The sequence below is a fragment of the Streptococcus mitis genome, assembly GCF_002096755.1.
In the GTDB taxonomy this organism is placed as follows: Bacteria; Bacillota; Bacilli; order Lactobacillales; family Streptococcaceae; genus Streptococcus; species Streptococcus mitis_AC.
Genome location: NZ_NCVF01000013.1, coordinates 1 through 19,805, shown reverse-complemented (window position 1 = coordinate 19,805; position 19,805 = coordinate 1). Strand labels below are relative to the sequence as shown.

18 protein-coding genes, 1 tRNA gene, 1 rRNA gene, 1 other RNA gene and 3 pseudogenes are annotated in these 19,805 nt (G+C 41.7%); 22 read left to right on the top strand and 2 right to left on the bottom strand.

Annotated features, from left to right (window positions below):
* From rrf to B7700_RS11220, 15 genes and pseudogenes are all read left to right on the top strand, one after another.
* Positions 1-94: ribosomal RNA gene (gene rrf / locus B7700_RS00240) — 5S ribosomal RNA — on the top strand; the annotation flags it as partial.
* A gap of 5 nt (positions 95-99) precedes the next feature.
* A tRNA-Asn gene (locus B7700_RS00235) sits at positions 100-173 on the top strand.
* A gap of 381 nt (positions 174-554) precedes the next feature.
* Positions 555-791: a sigma(X)-activator ComW gene (gene comW / locus B7700_RS00225; RefSeq protein ID WP_084886343.1), complete on the top strand. Its 237-nt coding sequence runs from the start codon at positions 555-557 to the stop codon at positions 789-791.
* Between the two features lie 230 nt (positions 792-1,021).
* Positions 1,022-2,308, top strand: coding sequence for an adenylosuccinate synthase (locus B7700_RS00220; RefSeq protein WP_084886348.1), 1,287 nt, complete (start codon positions 1,022-1,024; stop codon positions 2,306-2,308).
* Between the two features lie 199 nt (positions 2,309-2,507).
* Entirely contained in the window at positions 2,508-2,975 is a 468-nt protein-coding gene (gene tadA, locus B7700_RS00215; RefSeq protein ID WP_043901624.1) for a tRNA adenosine(34) deaminase TadA, read from the top strand.
* A 32-nt stretch (positions 2,976-3,007) separates the two neighbouring features.
* Positions 3,008-3,105, top strand: an RNA gene (ffs, locus tag B7700_RS00210) — signal recognition particle sRNA small type.
* Between the two features lie 56 nt (positions 3,106-3,161).
* Positions 3,162-3,605 carry a dUTP diphosphatase gene (locus tag B7700_RS00205; protein ID WP_084886341.1) on the top strand — a complete coding sequence of 148 codons (444 nt, stop codon included), beginning with the start codon at positions 3,162-3,164 and terminating at the stop codon, positions 3,603-3,605.
* A 1-nt stretch (position 3,606) separates the two neighbouring features.
* Positions 3,607-4,146: a histidine phosphatase family protein gene (locus tag B7700_RS00200; RefSeq protein WP_084886338.1), complete on the top strand. Its 540-nt coding sequence runs from the start codon at positions 3,607-3,609 to the stop codon at positions 4,144-4,146.
* Positions 4,147-4,159: 13 nt separating this feature from the next.
* Positions 4,160-5,521: a DNA repair protein RadA gene (radA, locus tag B7700_RS00195; RefSeq protein WP_080566762.1), complete on the top strand. Its 1,362-nt coding sequence runs from the start codon at positions 4,160-4,162 to the stop codon at positions 5,519-5,521.
* Between the two features lie 72 nt (positions 5,522-5,593).
* Positions 5,594-6,091, top strand: coding sequence for a beta-class carbonic anhydrase (locus tag B7700_RS00190; RefSeq protein WP_084886336.1), 498 nt, complete (start codon positions 5,594-5,596; stop codon positions 6,089-6,091).
* A gap of 24 nt (positions 6,092-6,115) precedes the next feature.
* Positions 6,116-6,931: a PrsW family intramembrane metalloprotease gene (locus B7700_RS00185; RefSeq protein ID WP_084886333.1), complete on the top strand. Its 816-nt coding sequence runs from the start codon at positions 6,116-6,118 to the stop codon at positions 6,929-6,931.
* A gap of 145 nt (positions 6,932-7,076) precedes the next feature.
* The gene (locus B7700_RS00180) at positions 7,077-8,045 is read left to right on the top strand and encodes a ribose-phosphate diphosphokinase (RefSeq protein WP_000010168.1); all 969 of its coding nucleotides are present in this window, start codon (positions 7,077-7,079) and stop codon (positions 8,043-8,045) included.
* Between the two features lie 118 nt (positions 8,046-8,163).
* A complete protein-coding gene (locus B7700_RS00175; RefSeq protein WP_084886331.1) occupies positions 8,164-9,078 on the top strand; it encodes an Rpn family recombination-promoting nuclease/putative transposase in 915 nt (304 codons plus the stop codon).
* Positions 9,075-9,419: pseudogene (locus tag B7700_RS11475) on the top strand (Rpn family recombination-promoting nuclease/putative transposase); the annotation flags it as partial. The gene B7700_RS00175 and the pseudogene B7700_RS11475, both read left to right, overlap by 4 nt.
* A gap of 363 nt (positions 9,420-9,782) precedes the next feature.
* Positions 9,783-11,090 (top strand): hypothetical protein, encoded by a 1,308-nt coding sequence (locus tag B7700_RS11220; RefSeq protein ID WP_239822536.1) that lies wholly within the window; start codon positions 9,783-9,785, stop codon positions 11,088-11,090.
* 80 nt (positions 11,091-11,170) lie between these two features.
* Here B7700_RS11220 and B7700_RS00160 read toward each other — a convergent pair.
* Positions 11,171-11,476, bottom strand: a pseudogene (locus B7700_RS00160) (transposase); the annotation flags it as partial.
* A 105-nt stretch (positions 11,477-11,581) separates the two neighbouring features.
* Between B7700_RS00160 and polA the strand changes: the two are divergent.
* Complete coding sequence (gene polA / locus B7700_RS00155; RefSeq protein WP_084886346.1) at positions 11,582-14,215, top strand: DNA polymerase I; 2,634 nt, start codon at positions 11,582-11,584, stop codon at positions 14,213-14,215.
* 84 nt (positions 14,216-14,299) lie between these two features.
* On the top strand, positions 14,300-14,737 hold the full coding sequence (locus B7700_RS00150; RefSeq protein ID WP_000076488.1) for a CoA-binding protein: 438 nt from the start codon (positions 14,300-14,302) through the stop codon (positions 14,735-14,737).
* A gap of 174 nt (positions 14,738-14,911) precedes the next feature.
* Here B7700_RS00150 and B7700_RS00145 read toward each other — a convergent pair whose 3' ends face one another.
* On the bottom strand, positions 14,912-15,922 hold the full coding sequence (locus tag B7700_RS00145; protein WP_084886325.1) for a YeiH family protein: 1,011 nt from the start codon (positions 15,920-15,922) through the stop codon (positions 14,912-14,914).
* Between the two features lie 148 nt (positions 15,923-16,070).
* Between B7700_RS00145 and B7700_RS00140 the strand changes: the two genes are divergently transcribed.
* The 5 genes and pseudogenes from B7700_RS00140 to B7700_RS11215 all read left to right on the top strand — a co-directional run.
* Positions 16,071-17,240 (top strand): pyridoxal phosphate-dependent aminotransferase, encoded by a 1,170-nt coding sequence (locus tag B7700_RS00140; protein ID WP_084886322.1) that lies wholly within the window; start codon positions 16,071-16,073, stop codon positions 17,238-17,240.
* A complete protein-coding gene (gene recO / locus B7700_RS00135) occupies positions 17,237-18,007 on the top strand; it encodes a DNA repair protein RecO (RefSeq protein ID WP_084886320.1) in 771 nt (256 codons plus the stop codon). Before B7700_RS00140 ends, recO begins: the two co-directional genes overlap by 4 nt.
* Entirely contained in the window at positions 18,004-18,996 is a 993-nt protein-coding gene (gene plsX / locus B7700_RS00130; RefSeq protein ID WP_084886317.1) for a phosphate acyltransferase PlsX, read from the top strand. Before recO ends, plsX begins: the two co-directional genes overlap by 4 nt.
* A gap of 5 nt (positions 18,997-19,001) precedes the next feature.
* Positions 19,002-19,235: an acyl carrier protein gene (locus B7700_RS00125; protein WP_049499076.1), complete on the top strand. Its 234-nt coding sequence runs from the start codon at positions 19,002-19,004 to the stop codon at positions 19,233-19,235.
* A gap of 451 nt (positions 19,236-19,686) precedes the next feature.
* Positions 19,687-19,805: pseudogene (locus B7700_RS11215) on the top strand (N-acetylmuramoyl-L-alanine amidase family protein); the annotation flags it as partial.

Sequence of the window (19,805 nt, the reverse complement as noted above, 5' to 3'; positions counted from 1 at the left end):
ATACACCTGTACCCATGCCGAACACAGAAGTTAAGCCCTAGAACGCCGGAAGTAGTTGGGGGTTGCCCCCTGTGAGATATGGAAGTCGCTTAGCTTTAATCCGCCATAGCTCAGTTGGTAGTAGCGCATGACTGTTAATCATGATGTCGTAGGTTCGAGTCCTACTGGCGGAGTAGTTAAGGAAAAAGAGGTTTAGGCCTCTTTTTTTATGTAATTAATAATCTATTTAGTGTTATTTGGTGTGAGATATTTTTACTGAGTAAAGTTTCAGAGCCCTCCGTTTTCGAGCAAGGAGATTTTTTTAGTACTTTAATTGAGGGTAGCGAAGAGGCTAAACGTGGCGGACTGTAAATACGCTCCTTCGAGGGGTTCGAATCCTTCCCCTTCCATTATCTTATTTTTTGAAATTTAAGTAGTAAATTTGTTCCTATTCTGTCAACTTTTCCTATTTGTTATCTTTTTGAGGTTGGTATTTTAACAATTCAGGAATTATTAATGATTAATTAAAATTTTTTGTTAGAATAAGATCATAAAAAGTAAAGGAGTGTATGCTTATGCTACAAAATATTTATGATCAGATGACTGATTTCTATGACAGTATCGAAGAAGAGTATGCTACTTTCTTTGGTAATAGTTGGGACTGGGAACATTTTCATTTTAAGTTTTTGATTTATTATCTTGTCCGATATCGTATTGTGAGTCATCGGGATTTTATTGTTTACCATTATCGTGTTGCTTATCGTTTGTATCTTGAAAAATTGATAATGAAACTAGGTTTTGTTGCTTGTTGAGACAGTCTGAGTTAATTTCCGAACAAACTTACTTTTTTATGGCAATATAACAATAAATAGCCGGAATTTTTTCTAAATCATTTTTTAATAGTTGGAAATAGCAAATCTTTCTATTGTTTCTTCTTGATAAAAAGGCGATTTTTTCTTATAATAAATTGTAAGATATAATTGCAGGTGAGAGTCCTGCCATGTATGTGAGAAAGGAAGAGCCTGAGGGCTCAGACAAAATTATGACTTCAGTTGTTGTTGTAGGTACCCAATGGGGTGATGAAGGTAAAGGGAAGATTACAGACTTCCTTTCAGCGAATGCAGAAGTGATTGCACGTTATCAAGGTGGTGATAATGCAGGTCACACGATTGTGATTGATGGTAAGAAGTTTAAATTGCACTTGATTCCATCTGGAATTTTCTTCCCTGAAAAAATCTCTGTTATTGGGAATGGTATGGTTGTAAATCCTAAATCTCTTGTAAAAGAGTTGAACTATCTTCATGAGGAGGGTGTGACAACTGATAACTTGCGTATTTCTGATCGCGCGCATGTTATTTTGCCTTATCATATCGAGTTGGATCGCTTGCAAGAAGAAGCTAAGGGCGACAATAAGATTGGAACTACAATCAAGGGAATTGGTCCAGCTTATATGGACAAGGCTGCTCGTGTTGGGATTCGTATTGCCGATCTTTTGGATAAAGATATTTTCCGTGAGCGCTTAGAACGTAACCTTGCTGAAAAGAATCGTCTTTTTGAAAAATTGTATGACAGTAAAGCGATTGCTTTCGATGATATTTTTGAAGAATATTACGAATATGGTCAACAAATCAAGAAATATGTGACAGATACATCTGTTATTTTGAACGATGCGCTTGATAACGGTAAACGTGTTCTTTTTGAAGGTGCACAAGGTGTTATGCTAGATATCGACCAAGGCACGTATCCATTTGTTACGTCATCAAACCCTGTTGCTGGTGGTGTGACCATTGGTTCTGGTGTTGGTCCAAGTAAGATTGACAAGGTTGTTGGTGTATGTAAAGCCTATACGAGTCGTGTAGGAGACGGTCCTTTCCCAACTGAGTTGTTTGATGAAGTGGGAGAACGTATCCGTGAAGTCGGTCATGAATATGGTACAACAACTGGTCGTCCACGTCGTGTGGGATGGTTTGATTCAGTTGTGATGCGCCATAGCCGTCGCGTTTCTGGTATTACTAACCTTTCATTGAACTCTATCGATGTTTTGAGTGGTTTAGATACTGTGAAAATCTGTGTGGCCTATGATCTTGATGGTCAACGTATTGACTACTATCCAGCTAGTCTTGAGCAATTGAAACGTTGCAAGCCTATCTATGAAGAGTTGCCAGGTTGGTCAGAAGATATTACCGGAGTTCGTAATTTGGAAGATCTTCCTGAGAATGCGCGTAACTATGTTCGTCGTGTGAGTGAATTGGTTGGAGTTCGTATTTCTACTTTCTCAGTAGGTCCTGGTCGTGAACAAACAAATATTTTAGAAAGTGTTTGGTCCTAAGAGATTTTTAAGGTTTATTTAAGATAGGTCGGGTATACTATAGACAGTTACAAGAAGACCTCCTAACTTGTTGTAACAAATATCCTAAACTTTTCTTTTTCATAATAATCTCCCTATAAAGTCACCGCATTTGGTGGCTTTTTTTGTCTTGGGATTCATGATATAATAATAAAATCGATAAGTAGGAAAAGGGAAATTGATGAATTATACAGTTGAAGAAAAAGAAGTCTTTATGAGGGAGGCTTTGAGAGAGGCTGAGATTGCTCTTGAACACGATGAAATTCCAATTGGTTGTGTGATTGTCAAGGACGGAGAAATCATTGGCCGTGGGCATAATGCGCGTGAGGAACTGCGGCGAGCGGTTATGCATGCGGAGATTATGGCCATAGAGAATGCGAACCTGAGTGAGGAGAGCTGGCGCTTGCTGGATTGCACGCTTTTTGTGACCATTGAGCCTTGTGTCATGTGTAGTGGGGCGATTGGACTCGCCCGTATTCCAAACGTGGTCTATGGGGCTAAAAACCAGAAATTTGGCGCTGCTGGGAGTTTGTACGATATCTTGACAGATGAGCGTCTCAATCATCGTGTGGAGGTTGAAACGGGAATTTTGGAAGATGAATGCGCAGCTATTATGCAGGAGTTTTTTAGAAATAGACGGAAAAAATAATTTTGCTTTTAAAATGAATAGGAATGTGATATAATAAATAGTGGAGCAACAGTTCTGCGTGAAGCGGGTCAGGGGAGGAATCCAGCAGCCCTAAGCGATTTGAATTGTGTGCTCTTTTTTTCGTGCTTTTTCCGAATAAATAAGATAGAATAATCTAGAATAAATGATAATAGAAAAGAGAAGATGATGAAAATTCGTGGTTTTGAATTGGTTTCTAGTTTTATAGATGAGAATTTATTGCCAAAGCGTGAGACAGCGCATGCCGCTGGTTACGACTTAAAGGTTGCTGTACGTACGGTTATTGCACCAGGAGAGATTGTCTTGGTTCCGACAGGGGTTAAGGCTTATATGCAGCCGACTGAGGTTCTCTACCTCTATGATCGTTCTTCAAACCCTCGTAAAAAGGGCTTGGTTTTAATTAATTCAGTTGGGGTCATTGATGGAGATTATTATGGAAATCCTGGGAATGAAGGGCATATTTTTGCTCAGATGAAGAATATCACAGACCAAGAGGTTGTTCTTGAAGTTGGAGAACGTGTTGTCCAAGCTGTCTTTGCTCCTTTCTTAATTGCAGATGGAGATGTGGCAGACGGTGTACGGACTGGTGGATTTGGATCGACTGGGAACTAGGATGAAGATTATCTTTGTACGTCACGGGGAGCCAGATTATAGTATGCTTGATAAACTTGAAAATCCGCGACTCTATAGTGGTTTTGGTCGTGATTTAGCACCATTGACAGGAAAAGGTCGCAGTCTGGCAAAAGAAGTTGCTAAAACTGCATGTTTTGGAAAGGCAGAGATTATTATTTCATCGTCTGTGACGAGGGCTTTAGAAACAGCACATTATATAGCGGTTGAAACAGGATTGGACTTATTTGTGGAGCCGTTTTTTCATGAGTGGCGTCCAGACTTAGATGGTACTAACTCTGATTTAACTAGTGTATTGGTAGCTCATGAATATTATCTAAAACATCAAGGAAGTTTACCTGAAGATTCTCCTTATCGCTATGAAACTGCTCCGGAGATGCGTCATCGTTTTTTAAGAACTTTGGAAAAATATAAAAATTATAAAACTATTATCATTGTAACTCACGGAATGCTCATGCGTCAGTTTGTGCCAAATGAGAAGATTGATTTTTGCCAAGTAATTGAGTGTGAGTTAGAGATATAGAAAGAGGTTTATCATCGCAAAGAAAAAAGCGACATTTGTATGTCAAAATTGTGGGTATAATTCCCCTAAATATCTGGGGCGTTGTCCCAACTGTGGGTCTTGGTCTTCTTTTGTGGAAGAGGTTGAGGTTGCCGAGGTAAAGAATGCGCGTGTGTCCTTGACGGGGGAGAAAACCAAGCCCATGAAACTAGCTGAGGTGACTTCCATCAATGTCAATCGAACCAAGACGGAGATGGAGGAATTCAACCGTGTACTTGGAGGCGGAGTGGTACCGGGAAGTCTTGTCCTCATTGGTGGGGATCCTGGAATTGGGAAATCAACCCTTCTCCTACAAGTCTCAACCCAGTTGTCCCAAGTGGGAACGGTTCTCTACGTCAGTGGGGAGGAGTCTGCCCAGCAGATTAAACTACGAGCAGAGCGCTTGGGAGATATTGATAGCGAGTTTTATCTCTATGCAGAGACCAATATGCAGAGTGTTCGAGCTGAGGTGGAGCGCATCCAACCAGACTTCCTCATTATTGACTCCATTCAGACTATTATGTCTCCTGAGATTTCAGGGGTGCAGGGATCTGTTTCTCAAGTGCGTGAGGTGACAGCTGAACTTATGCAGCTGGCCAAAACCAATAACATTGCCATCTTTATCGTAGGGCACGTGACCAAGGAGGGAACCTTGGCTGGTCCTCGTATGCTAGAGCATATGGTGGATACGGTGCTTTACTTTGAAGGGGAGCGTCATCACACCTTTCGTATTTTGAGAGCGGTCAAAAACCGTTTTGGCTCCACTAATGAGATTGGGATTTTTGAGATGCAGTCGGGCGGATTGGTTGAGGTACTCAATCCGAGTCAAGTTTTCCTAGAAGAGCGTTTGGATGGAGCAACTGGTTCATCAATCGTTGTGACCATGGAAGGGACGCGTCCGATTTTGGCGGAGGTTCAGGCTTTGGTGACACCGACCATGTTTGGAAATGCTAAGCGTACGACGACAGGACTTGATTTCAACCGTGCTAGCTTGATTATGGCTGTTTTGGAAAAGCGGGCAGGTCTTCTCTTGCAAAATCAGGACGCCTATCTCAAATCTGCTGGCGGTGTCAAATTGGATGAACCTGCGATAGACTTGGCCGTTGCGGTTGCTATTGCTTCGAGCTACAAGGACAAGCCAACTAATCCTCAGGAATGTTTTGTAGGCGAACTGGGCTTGACAGGAGAAATTCGACGCGTGAATCGTATCGAGCAACGCATCAATGAAGCTGCTAAACTGGGCTTTACTAAGATTTATGTGCCTAAGAATTCCTTGACAGGAATCACTCCGCCTAAGAAAATTCAGGTCATTGGCGTGACAACGATTCAGGAAGTTTTGAAAAAGGTCTTTGCATAATCCGTGACAAATCTTCTTAAAAATGATAAGATAGGAGAAATATTTGACTATCAAATTTTCAAGGAGGGAATCGTGTCGTATTTTGAACAGTTTATGCAAGCCAATCAGGCTTATGTTGCCCTACATGGGCAGTTAAATCTGCCACTTAAACCCAAAACCAGAGTAGCCATTGTGACCTGTATGGACTCACGTTTGCACGTTGCGCAAGCTCTAGGTTTGGCACTTGGGGATGCTCATATCTTGCGGAATGCAGGTGGTCGAGTGACAGAGGACATGATTCGTTCGCTAGTTATTTCCCAGCAACAGATGGGGACAAGAGAGATTGTGGTGTTGCACCATACAGACTGTGGTGCTCAGACCTTTGAAAATGGTCCTTTTCATGAGTATCTGAAAGAGGAACTAGGTGTCGATGTGTCAGACCAGGACTTCTTGCCCTTTCAAGATATAGAGGAGAGTGTACGTGAGGATATGCAACTCCTTATCGAGTCTCCCCTAATACCAGATGATGTCATTATCTCTGGTGCTATTTACGATGTGGATACAGGAAGTATGACAGTCGTAGAATTATAAATACTTCATTTAGAAAGAAAGTGTATGAAGAAAAACAGTATTTTATTTATTTTTATCTTATTGCTATGTATTGGTTTGCAGTATGAAACTATCTACTATACGGACGGTTCGATGTCAGGTGCGGAATATGGACTAATGGGAGTTTCTATCTTTCTAGCTCTCTTTTACATGATTCCGGCTCTTTATTTCCTTTTCCGTATTGGGAAAAAATGGGAATTACCAAAGAAGGTCTTGATTCTGTCTTTATTGGGCGGGATGTTCCTCTCAGGCTGGTTGTCTAGCTTTGCTAATACCTATATCCATGATTTGCTGGGTATTCTTTTCCCAGATAGTGCATTTTTAAATGCCTTTGAAAGTGCTATTGTGGCTCCTTTGGTAGAAGAACCGCTTAAATTATTGCCACTTGTCTTTGTTTTGGCTTTGATTCCTGTACGAAAATTAAAATCTTTGTTTTTACTAGGCATTGCTTCTGGTTTGGGATTCCAAATGATTGAGGATATTGGCTACATTCGTACGGATTTGCCAGAGGGATTTGACTTTACTATTTCGAGAATTTTAGAGCGTATCATCTCAGGAATTGCCTCTCACTGGACTTTTTCAGGTCTGGCTGTAGTAGGTGTTTACTTGCTTTACAGAGCCTATAAAGGGCAGAAGACTGGCAAGAAAGAGGGGCTTATTTTCCTAGGTTTAGCCTTGGGAACTCACTTCTTATTTAACTCTCCTTTTGTAGAATTGGAGACAGAGTTGCCATTAGCGATTCCAGTGGTTACAGCTATTACTCTCTATGGTTTTTATCAGGCTTATCGCTTTGTTGAGAAGCACAATGAGTTGATGAACTAGAATATTTTTCAAAAGAATGATGCAGGGGCACAAATATGCTGCCCTTCTTTTATTTTTGATTGAAAAATAGTGTAAAAAGCGCTACAATGGTAGATGGAAAAATCTTGTGAAAAGCACAAGTGATACATATATACCGGAGGAAATCATGTCTTTTTCTGATTTAAAGCTGTTTGCCCTTTCTTCTAATCAAGAATTGGCAAAACGTGTAGCGCAGGAGATTGGGATAGAGTTGGGGAAATCAAGTGTTCGCCAATTTTCAGATGGAGAGATTCAGGTCAACATCGAAGAATCAATCCGTGGGAAACACGTCTTTATCCTACAATCAACTAGTTCGCCTGTAAATGACAATCTGCTTGAAATTTTGATTATGGTAGATGCTTTGAAGCGTGCCAGTGCAGAATCTGTCAATGTTGTCATGCCTTACTATGGGTATGCACGTCAGGATAGAAAGGCGAGAGCGCGTGAGCCAATCACTTCAAAACTTGTCGCAAATATGCTTGAAGTAGCTGGAGTGGATCGTTTATTGACCATCGACTTGCATGCTGCACAGATTCAGGGATTCTTTGATATTCCTGTGGATCACTTGATGGGAGCTCCTCTGATTGCGGATTATTTTGAGCGTCGTGGCATGGTTGGTTCTGACTATGTGGTTGTCAGCCCAGACCATGGAGGGGTGACTCGTGCCCGTAAGTTGGCAGAATTTTTGAAAACATCTATCGCTATTATTGATAAACGTCGTAGCGTTGATAAGATGAATACTAGTGAAGTTATGAACATCATCGGTAAGGTTGAAGGTAAGACTTGTATCTTGATTGATGATATGATTGATACTGCTGGAACGATTTGTCATGCGGCAGATGCTCTTGCAGAAGCTGGTGCTGTTGAAGTCTATGCAAGCTGTACGCACCCAGTTCTTTCTGGTCCTGCTATGGACAATATCCAAAATTCAGCTATTAAGAAATTGGTTGTTTTGGATACCATCTATCTGCCAGAAGAGCGTTTGATTGATAAGATTGAGCAGATTTCAATCGCTCATCTCTTGGGGGATGCTATCGTACGTATCCATGAAAAACGCCCACTTTCTCCACTTTTCAGTATTGAGAAAAAGATTTAATGACCAAGCCTGAGATGATTCTCAGGTTTTTTTCATCTCTTTTCCGAATAAATAGATAGTAGCAGTGAATCTAGTAAACCTAGATTTAAAAATGTGCTATAATGAAAGGAGAGAAAGAATGATTCTCAGACATCCGGGCATCAGCCCAACCAATGACTTGGTTGCTAAGAAAATCTTTAGCAACCCAGAAATCACTTGTCAATTTATTCGCGATATGCTGGACTTGCCAGCCAAAAATGTGACCATTTTGGAGGGGAGCAATATTCATGTCTTGCCTTCCGTGCCTTACTCAGCCCAGGATTTCTATACCAGTATAGACGTCTTGGCAGAGTTGGACAATGGCACGCAGGTTATTATCGAAATCCAAGTTCATCATCAGAATTTTTTCATTAATCGTTTGTGGGCTTACCTGTGCAGTCAGGTCAATCAAAACCTTGAAAAAATTCGTCAACGTGAAGGTGATACCCACCAGAGTTACAAACACATCGCACCAGTATATGCTATCGCTATTGTGGACAGCAATTATTTCCAAGATGACTTGGCTTTCCATAGCTTTAGTATGCGCGAGGATTCAACAGGTGAGGTCTTAACTATCACTAATAATGGACAAGAAAACCATCTAGTCAAGATGGCATTCTTGGAACTAAAAAAATACAGAGAAACCAGCAAAGACAAGGTTCGCAAGCCCTGGTTGGAGTTTTTCGGCAACAAACCCTTTACCCAACAACCTGAGCGAGCTATCAGCCAAGCAGACCAACTGCTGGACTACAAGAGCTGGTCCGAGGAGGACAGGAAGATGTTTAGTGAACAACGCAGGCGTGAAGAACAAGCCTTGTTAGCGCATGACTATGCCTTGGAACAAGCTGAAGAAAAAGGATTAGAGCGTGGTCGAGCTGAGGGTATCGAAGAGGGATTAAAAGTAGGTTTAGTAAATCTAGTCCACCAAGGTCTTCTGACTCCCAAGGTTGCCAGCCAGCAATTAGGCATGACCGTGGCTGAGTTTGAGGAACTATTGAAAGAGCATCACAAATAAGAACTAAAAAGTACAGAGAAACCAGCAACGACGAGGTTCGCAAGCCGTAGTTGGAGTTTTTTGGTAATAAACCCTTTACCCAACAACCCAAGCGAGCCATTAGCCAGGCAGACCAACTGCTAGACTACAAGAGCTGGTCCGAGGAGGACAGGAAAATGTTTAGTCAACTACGTATGCGCGAAGAACAAGCCTTGTTAGCACAGGACTATGCCTTGGAAACAGCTAGGGCAGAAGGAAGTTTGTCTATGCTACTAAATCTCGTTCGCCAAGGTCTTCTGACACCTGAGGTTGCCAGCCAGCAATTGGGCATGGCAGGCGCTGAATTTGAGGAACTGCTATAAGATTACATTTTAAATAGTAGAAAGTTTATAAAATGGCAAGTTATTATCAAAAAACTTGTCATTTTTGCTTGACATTTGATAGCGTTTGTAAGATAATATCATAGAAGTGAGCACTATCTAATCATTCAAGTGATTTAGATAGAGTGGTTTTTGTTAAAAGTTCTGATGATTTTCATTACTTACCTCTCTAAACTTTTATGTTGTACATAAGAGTGACCTTTTTGTCTCTTTTTTTAAAAAATGATGAAAAAAAGAAAAAAATATCAGAAAACTCTTGACAAATCCTGCAAATATTTATATACTGTATGGTAGTAAGATAGTCTTACGAAAAATATTATAAAGAAAAATGAAGGAGATAAAACGATGAAAAAAGTTTTATTGACAAGCGCAGTAGTTCTTGCTACATTTGGTGCTGCACAAGTTGTTTCAGCAGATCAATACTCACAAGATTATGATAATGCAAAAGTTGCAGCAGAACAAAAACGCGCAGCAGAAATTGCAAAAGAAATTTCTACTGCATTGACACCTAAAAACAAAGCTGTATTAGATGCTTATTCTAAATTTACAAAAGCTGAAGATGCTTATAATACAGTTGAAGCTCGTCTTAAAGCAGTTCAAGCTGAATTGACTCGTCTTTACCTTGCTCAAAAAGAAATTTCAGATATCGCTGGAGATTCAACTCAATTAGATGAATACTATAAAGCTTCTGAAACTGTATATAGCAAAGCAGTTGCAACTGCGAATGAAAATAAAGCTGCTGGTTTGAAAACTGTAGCAGATGCTGCTGGTAAAGCACTAGAGAAAGCTCAAGAAGCTCAATCAGAAGCTCAGACAGCTTTAGATGCAGCTGTTAAAGCTGGTCAAAAAGATCCAGAAGAATTGAAAAAACTTGAAAAAGCATTGAATGATGCTAAAGAGGCTACTAAAAAAGCAACAGATGCTAAAGTAAAAGCTGACAAAGATTACAATGATCAAGTTGCTAAAGAAGAAAAAGCAGTTGTAGATGCCGCAGAAGCTAAAGCTCGTATGGCTGCTATTGTAGCTAAAAAAGCAAATGATAACATTGCCTTGGCAAAAGCTGTAGCAGGTTTGGAAAGAAAAGTTACTGAAAAAGAAGAAGAACTTAATAAACTTGCTGGCGATGGAACTAACGTAGGAGAACTCGCAACTGCGCGTAAAACACGTGATGACGCTAAAAAAGCTCTTGAAGCAGCTGAAGATGCAGCTAAAGAAGTTTACGGAAAATATGGCCTTTCATATAACCGTGATAACCTTGTAACTGCTTTGGATACTAAACCAGAAGAAGTTGTTGGTTGGAAGAAAACTGATAAAGGTCAATGGAACTATGTAGTTAACGCTAAAGGTGAAAAAGCTACTGCTTGGTTGCAAGTTGACGGTGCTTGGTACTACTTTAACGCTGAAGGCGTAATGCAAAAATGGTGGGTTAAAGATGGTAACACTTGGTACTACCTAAACGGTTCAGGTCAAATGCAAACTGGTTGGTTGCAAGACGGTGGTAAATGGTACTACCTTGAAAACTCAGGTGCTATGAAAGCTAGCCAATGGTTCCAAGTTGGTGATAAATGGTACTACGTTGACGGTTCAGGTGCCCTTGCAGTTAACACTACTGTAAATGGATACACTGTAAACGGAAACGGTGAATGGGTTTAATTTTAAGTGATTAAATCAAAGCAGGAGAGAAATCTCCTGCTTTTTAGGCTCTTTGTCAACTGTAGTGGGTTGAAGAAAAGCTAAGATCGAGAAAGGACAAAATTTGTCCTTTCTTTTTTGATGTTCAGAGCAATAAAAATCCGTTTTTTGAAGTTTTCAGAGTTTCGAAAACTAAAGGCATTGCGCTTGATAAGTTTGATGAGATTATTTATCGCTTCCAATTTGGCGTTAGAATAGGGTAGTTGAAGGGCGTTGACGATTTTCTTTTTATCTTTGAGAAATGTTTTAAAGAAAGTCTGAAAAAGAGGATGAACCTGCTTTAGATTGTCCTCGATGAGTCCGAAAAAATTGTCAGGCTCCTTGTTCTGAAAGTGAAAAAGCAAGAGTGTTAGATTCTCTGGCTCTATCTATTTATTCGGAAAAAGTGTGAAAAATATTGGGTATGGCTCTTCCCAATGGTATTTTTTGGTGCTTTCCTTTATAATGGGTGTATGGATAAGAAAAAATTATTATTGATTGATGGGTCTTCTGTTGCTTTTCGGGCGTTTTTTGCGCTCTATCAGCAGTTGGATCGTTTTAAGAATGCGGCTGGCTTGCATACCAATGCGATTTATGGTTTCCAGTTGATGTTGAGCCATTTGTTGGAGCGGGTTGAGCCGAGTCATATTTTGGTGGCTTTTGATGCGGGTAAGACGACCTTCCGTACAGAGATGTATGCGGACTATAAGGGTGGTCGGGCTAAGACTCCTGATGAGTTTCGTGAGCAATTTCCCTTCATTCGTGAGTTGTTGGATTATATGGGAATTCGTCACTATGAGTTAGCTCAGTATGAGGCGGATGATATTATTGGGACACTGGATAAGTTAGCTGAGCAAGATGGTTTTGATATTACCATTGTCAGTGGGGACAAGGACTTGATTCAGCTGACGGATGAGCATACGGTGGTTGAAATTTCTAAGAAAGGTGTGGCTGAGTTTGAGGCCTTTACGCCAGAATATCTTATGGAAAAGATGGGCATCACCCCGACTCAGTTTATCGATCTCAAGGCGCTCATGGGTGATAAGTCGGATAATATCCCTGGGGTGACCAAAATTGGTGAAAAGACGGGTATCAAGCTCTTGCTGGAGCATGGTTCGCTTGAGGGGATTTATGAAAATATCGATGGGATGAAGGCTTCTAAGATGAAGGAAAATCTTATCAATGATAAGGGACAGGCATTTTTGTCTAAAACACTAGCGACCATTGATACCAAGGCACCGATTGAGATTGGTTTGGAGGATTTGGTCTATAGTGGCCCAGATGTTGAAAATCTTGGGAAGTTCTACGATGAGATGGGCTTCAAACAGCTCAAGCAGGCTTTAAATGTGTCGTCAGCTGATGTTGCTGAAAGTTTGGACTTTACTATCGTTGAGCAAGTCAGTCAAGATATGCTGAGTGAAGAGTCTATCTTCCACTTTGAACTCTTTGGTGAGAATTACCATACGGATAATTTGGTTGGTTTTGCCTGGTCTTGTGGGGATAAGCTTTATGCTACAGACAAGCTTGAACTTTTGCAAGAGCCTATTTTCAAGGATTTTCTAGAAAAAACACCTTTGAGGGTGTATGACTTTAAGAAAGCTAAAGTTCTCTTGCATCGTTTGGGTGTGGATTTGCAGGCGCCTGCTTTTGACAGTCGTTTGGCTAAATATCTCCTTTCGACTGTGGAGGACAATGAAATTGCGACCATCGCTAGTCTTTATGGTCAGACTTACTTGGTCGATGATGAGACTTTCTATGGTAAGGGAGTCAAGAAGGCCATTCCTGAACGCGAGAAATTCTTGGAACATTTGGCGCGTAAGCTTGCTGTTTTGGTTGAGACTGAGCCTATTTTGCTTGAAAAACTCAGTGAAAATGGGCAATTAGAGCTTCTTTATGATATGGAGCAACCTCTGGCTTTTGTCCTTGCCAAGATGGAAATTGCTGGGATTACGGTCAAGAAAGAGACCTTGCTTGAGATGCAGGCTGAAAATGAGTTTGTTATTGAAAAACTGACTCAGGAGATTTACGAACTGGCTGGTGAGGAGTTTAATATTAACTCGCCTAAGCAGTTGGGCGTGCTTCTCTTTGAAAAATTGGGGCTACCTCTAGAATACACTAAGAAAACTAAGACTGGATACTCGACAGCGGTGGATGTCTTGGAGCGCCTGGCTCCTATTGCTCCGATTGTTAAGAAAATTCTTGACTATCGTCAGATTGCTAAAATTCAGTCTACTTATGTAATTGGCTTGCAAGACTGGATTTTGGCTGATGGCAAGATTCATACTCGCTATGTGCAGGATTTGACCCAGACTGGGCGTCTGTCTAGTGTGGATCCAAACTTGCAAAATATTCCTGTGCGTTTGGAGCAGGGCCGTCTCATTCGTAAGGCTTTCGTACCTGAATGGGAGGATAGCGTTCTTCTTAGCTCGGACTATTCACAGATTGAGTTGCGCGTTTTGGCGCATATCTCTAAGGATGAGCACTTAATCAAGGCCTTCCAAGATGGAGCAGATATCCATACTTCAACAGCTATGCGTGTCTTTGGAATTGAACGTCCTGAGGATGTGACGCCAAACGACCGTCGCAATGCCAAGGCCGTCAACTTTGGAGTGGTTTACGGGATTTCAGATTTTGGTTTGTCTAATAATTTGGGCATTAGCCGTAAGGAGGCCAAGGCCTACATTGATACCTACTTTGAACGCTTCCCAGGTATTAAAAACTACATGGATGAAGTGGTGCGTGAGGCGCGTGATAAGGGCTATGTAGAGACACTTTTCAAGCGTCGTCGTGAGTTGCCAGATATCAATTCGCGCAATTTTAATATTCGTGGTTTTGCAGAGAGGACGGCTATTAATTCACCAATCCAGGGATCGGCGGCAGATATTCTCAAGATTGCCATGATTCAGCTGGATAAAGCCTTGGTTGCAGGTGGTTATCAGACTAAGATGCTTCTGCAAGTGCACGATGAAATCGTCCTTGAAGTTCCTAAATCGGAACTGGCAGAGATGAAAAAATTAGTGAAACAAATCATGGAAGAAGCCATTCAACTCAGTGTTCCCCTCATTGCAGATGAAAATGAAGGGGCAACCTGGTACGAGGCTAAATAAAAAGGGGGCTAGTCCTCCTTTTTTGTAGTAGAATTCTGCAAGCCTTTTCAAAATATGCTATACTGATGAAAAAGGAGGATTTCTATGAGTCAAGAATTTATCAATCCAAGTGATGGTGTGATTCGTCAGTATCTAGCAACGAGTAAAACCCTTGCTGTAGTGGGCTTGTCAGACCGTGAAGAAACAACTAGCAATCGAGTGACCAAGGAAATGCAGGCTCGGGGTTATAAAATCATCCCAGTCAATCCCAAGGTAGCAGGTGGCGAAATCTTGGGTGAAAAGGCTTATGCAAGCCTCGCTGAGATTCCTTTTCCTGTAGATATTGTTAATGTTTACCGGCGCAGTGAATTTTTGCCAGATGTGGCGCGTGATTTTCTCAAAGCTGATGCAAAGATTTTTTGGGCACAGCTAGGACTTGAAAGTCTAGAAGCGGAAGAAATCTTGCGTGCTGGAGGATGTGATGATATCGTGATGAATCGTTGCATCAAGAGAGAACACACACGCTTGATTGAGGAAGCATAAGAAAAAGGTAGCTGGTGGGCTACCTTTTGTGTTATACTCAATGAAAATCAAAGAGCAAACTAGCCGCAGGCTGCTCAAAAAACTGTTTTGAGGTTGTAGATAAGACTGACGAAGTCAGTCACATATATACGGCAAGGCGACGTTGACGTGGTTTGAAGAGATTTTCGAAGAGTATTAGAAAATACCAATCAATGCTTGCATACCGAGGCTGGTGAGGATGATGGCAATCCAGCAGACGGCTCCGAGAACAATGGATTTTCCACTGGATTTGACCATAGCGACCAGATTAGTTTTGAGACCGATAGCACTCATGGCCATGATAATGAGGAATTTGGAAAGTTGTTTGAGAGGGGTAAAGAAACTACTGGACACACCGAGAGAGGTCAGTAGGGTGGTTAGGAGAGATGCGAGGATAAAGTAAAGGATAAAAAGTGGGAAGACTTTTTTCAGTTGTAAGCCTTGCTTATTTTTTTGCTCGCGACTTTGCCAGTAGGAGAGAAAGAGAGTGATGGGGATGATAGCCAGAGTACGTGTGAGTTTGACAATGGTTGCGGATTCGAGGGTATTAGTCTGGTAGAGACTGTCCCAGGCGCTGGCTGTGGCGGTTACAGAGGAAGTATCATTGACTGCAGTTCCTGCAAAGAGGGCGAAGCCGTCATTGGATAGATGAAGCCAGGTGCCGAGGGTTGGAAAGATGAGCGCAGCCAAGACATTGAAGAAAAAGATAACGGAAATGGCTTGGGCTACTTCCTTTTCCTTGGCGTGAATAACAGGCGCTGTTGCTGCAATGGCAGAGCCCCCACAGATAGAAGAACCCACTCCAATCAAGGTAGCCAGTTTTGTGTCCAGTGCAAAGAAACGCTGGAAGAGGAAGGCAACAATCAAGGCTATTGAAATGGTGGACAGGATAACAGGGAGTGAAGATTGTCCGACTGCGAAGACTTGCGAGATATTGAGACCAAAACCAAGCAAGATAACAGCATACTGGAGCAATTTTTTAGAACTAAAGGTCAATCCAGCATCCAGTTGTTTATAGGGCGAGAGAAAGGGATGGAGAAGCATGCCTATGAAAATTGCAAAGACAGGCGCGCCAATAACAGGGAAGAATCCTCCTAAGTACCAAGATACGATTGAAATCAGAAGACAGGCCAATATACCTGCTCCATTTTTTGATAGAAATGACATAAAAACCTCCAAATAGAATCTGTTACCATTATAGACCTGTAAACAGGAAAAGTAAAATAGAAAGTGGAAAGCTATTCTCTAATGTATTTTTGCGGTCGGGGGGCTTTTGTAGTATAATAGAGATACGTTTTGAAAGTAGGAGGTATCTATGGACTTAACTAAGCGCTTTAATAAACAGTTAGATAAGATTCAAGTTTCGTTGATTCGTCAGTTTGACCAGGCTATTTCGGAGATTCCTGGGGTTTTGCGTTTGACCTTGGGGGAACCTGATTTTACAACGCCAGATCATGTCAAGGAGGCGGCCAAGCGAGCGATTGATCAGAACCAATCCTACTATACAGGGATGAGTGGTCTGCTGACTCTACGTCAGGCGGCCAGTGACTTTGTTAAGGAAAAGTATCAACTGGACTATGCTCCTGAAAATGAAATCTTGGTTACAATTGGGGCGACAGAGGCTTTATCTGCTACTTTGACAGCTATTTTGGAAGAGGGAGACAAGGTGCTCTTGCCAGCTCCTGCTTATCCGGGTTATGAACCAATTGTCAATCTAGTTGGGGCAGAGATTGTCGAGATTGACACAACTGAAAATGATTTTGTCTTGACTCCTGAGATGTTAGAGAAGGCCATTTTGGAGCAGGGTGACAAGCTCAAGGCGGTTATTCTCAACTATCCAGCAAATCCGACAGGAATTACCTATAGTCGGGAGCAGTTGGAAGACTTGGCAGCTGTTTTACGCAAGTACGAGATTTTCGTTGTCTGTGATGAGGTCTACTCAGAATTGACCTATACAGGCGAAGCCCATGTGTCTCTAGGAACTATGTTGAGAGACCAGGCTATTATTATCAATGGTTTGTCTAAATCACATGCCATGACAGGTTGGCGTTTGGGGCTGATTTTTGCTCCTGCGGCCTTCACAGCCCAGTTAATCAAGAGTCACCAGTACTTGGTGACTGCCGCAAATACCATGGCTCAACATGCTGCGGTGGAAGCCTTGACGGCTGGTAAAAATGATGCGGAACCTATGAAGAAGGAATACATCCAGCGTCGGGACTATATTATCGAGAAAATGACTGCTCTTGGTTTTGAAATTATCAAACCAGACGGCGCCTTCTATATCTTTGCTAAGATTCCAGCTGGTTACAATCAAGACTCCTTTGCCTTTCTCAAGGATTTTGCTCAGAAGAAGGCCGTTGCCTTTATCCCTGGTGCAGCCTTTGGGCGTTATGGAGAAGGTTATGTTCGTCTGTCTTATGCAGCCAGCATGGAGACTATAAAAGAAGCCATGAAACGACTTGAGGAGTACATGAGAGAAGCATGATTCAGTCTATCACGAGTCAAGGCTTGGTGCTTTACAATCGCAATTTTCGGGAGGATGACAAGCTAGTCAAGATTTTTACAGAGCAGGCTGGCAAGCGCATGTTTTTTGTCAAACATGCTGGCCAGTCTAAGCTGGCGCCGGTTATTCAGCCCTTGGTGCTGGCTCGATTTCTCTTACGAATCAATGATGATGGGCTCAGTTACATTGAGGACTATCATGAGGTGATGACCTTTCCCAAGATTAATAGTGACCTCTTTGTCATGGCCTATGCGACCTATGTAGCGGCTCTTGCAGATGCTAGTTTGCAGGACAATCAGCAGGATGCTCCCTTGTTTGCTTTTTTGCAAAAGACTTTGGAGTTGATGGAAGAGGGCTTGGATTATCAGGTTTTGACCAATATTTTTGAAATTCAAATCTTGACCAGATTTGGGATCAGCCTCAATTTTAATGAGTGTGTCTTTTGCCATCGGGTCGGTCAGGCTTTTGACTTTTCTTTCAAATATGGCGCCTGCCTCTGTCCAGAGCATTATCATGAAGATGAGAGACGTTGCCATCTCAATCCCAATGTCCCTTATCTGCTCAATCAATTTCAAGCTATTGATTTTGAAACCTTGGAGACTATTTCGCTCAAGCCTGAAATCAAGCAAGAACTACGCCAATTTATGGATCAACTCTACGAAGAGTACGTTGGGATTCACCTAAAATCAAAGAAATTTATTGATTCCCTAGCAGACTGGGGACAATTACTAAAAGAGGAAAAGAAATGAAAAAAATCGCAGTAGATGCCATGGGAGGCGATTACGCACCTCAAGCCATCGTTGAGGGTGTCAATCAAGCCCTAGCTGACTTTTCAGATATTGAGGTTCAACTCTACGGAGATGAAGCTAAAATCAAGCAATATCTGACAGCGACAGAGCGCGTCAGCATTATCCATACGGATGAGAAGATTGATTCAGACGATGAACCTACAAGAGCTATTCGGAAGAAGAAAAATGCCAGTATGGTCTTGGCGGCCAAGGCTGTCAAAGAGGGAGAAGCAGACGCTGTTCTCTCAGCTGGGAATACAGGTGCTTTACTAGCAGCAGGATTTTTCATCGTGGGTCGTATCAAGAATATCGATCGTCCTGGGCTTATGTCAACATTGCCGACTGTAGATGGGAAGGGGTTTGACATGCTGGACCTCGGTGCTAATGCGGAAAATACAGCCCATCACCTCCATCAATATGCGGTTCTAGGTTCCTTCTATGCTAAAAATGTCCGTGGCATTGCGCAACCACGTGTTGGCTTACTTAACAACGGAACAGAGAGTAGCAAGGGTGACCCGCTTCGTAAGGAAACTTACGAATTACTAGCAGCTGATGAAAGTTTAAACTTTATCGGAAACGTGGAAGCGCGTGATTTGATGAATGGCGTTGCGGATGTTGTCGTGGCAGATGGTTTCACGGGAAACGCTGTGCTCAAATCCATCGAAGGGACAGCTATGGGAATCATGGGTTTGCTCAAGACCGCTATTACAGGTGGTGGTCTTCGAGCGAAACTAGGCGCCCTCCTTCTCAAGGATAGCCTCAGAGGTTTGAAAAAACAGCTCAACTATTCAGATGTTGGTGGAGCAGTCTTGTTTGGTGTCAAGGCACCGGTTGTCAAGACTCATGGCTCAAGCGATGCCAAGGCTGTTTATAGTACGATTCGCCAGATTCGTACCATGCTAGAAACAGACGTAGTTGCCCAGACTGCGCGTGAATTTTCAGGAGAATAAAAGAGATGACAGAAAAAGAAATTTTTGACCGTATTGTGACCATTATCCAAGAGCGACAGGGAGAGGACTTTGTCGTGACAGAATCCTTGAGTCTGAAAGACGACTTGGATGCTGACTCAGTTGACTTGATGGAGTTTATCTTGACGCTGGAAGATGAATTTAATATCGAAATCAGCGATGAGGAAATTGACCATCTCCAAAGTGTAGGAGATGTGGTTAAAATCATTCAAGCAAAATAAAGATAAGAAGTTCCAAGGCATTTGCTTTGGAATTTTTCTTTGATTCAAGTGACCGTTTAGGAACAGATTTAGTCTTTCTAGGGACAGGAGAGATATGAAAACAAATAAAGGATATAATGTAGTCAAAAAAATCAATCTCCAAAAAGGAAATAAGAAATAAAGATCAAATGAAAATATCAATGAGTTTCTGCTAGAATGAAATTGTTAATATAGTCACAATTTTAATTGACTTTCCTTTTTTACAGGACTATAATGTAGATATAAAAAAGGATTTATTTTATAGTTGGGGGAAGGTGATGGCTATGTACTTTTGATAAACTAGTCTCTATCTTATGTTCTTGGAAATGTTAGGAGGTCTTATGGTTCAGGTTCATGAACCTGACATCTATTTTGCCTTCGTTTCTATTTGATTTTCTTACTTTGGATTTATCTATTTTAAGAGGAAATGGCTATGAAAAAATCTAAACTACTCACTCTTGGTTTGCTTGCAGGTGCTGGCCTACTTTTATCTATCAACCAAGCACAGGCTGCAGATACATGGGTAAAAAATGGTTCTGACTGGAATCTTTC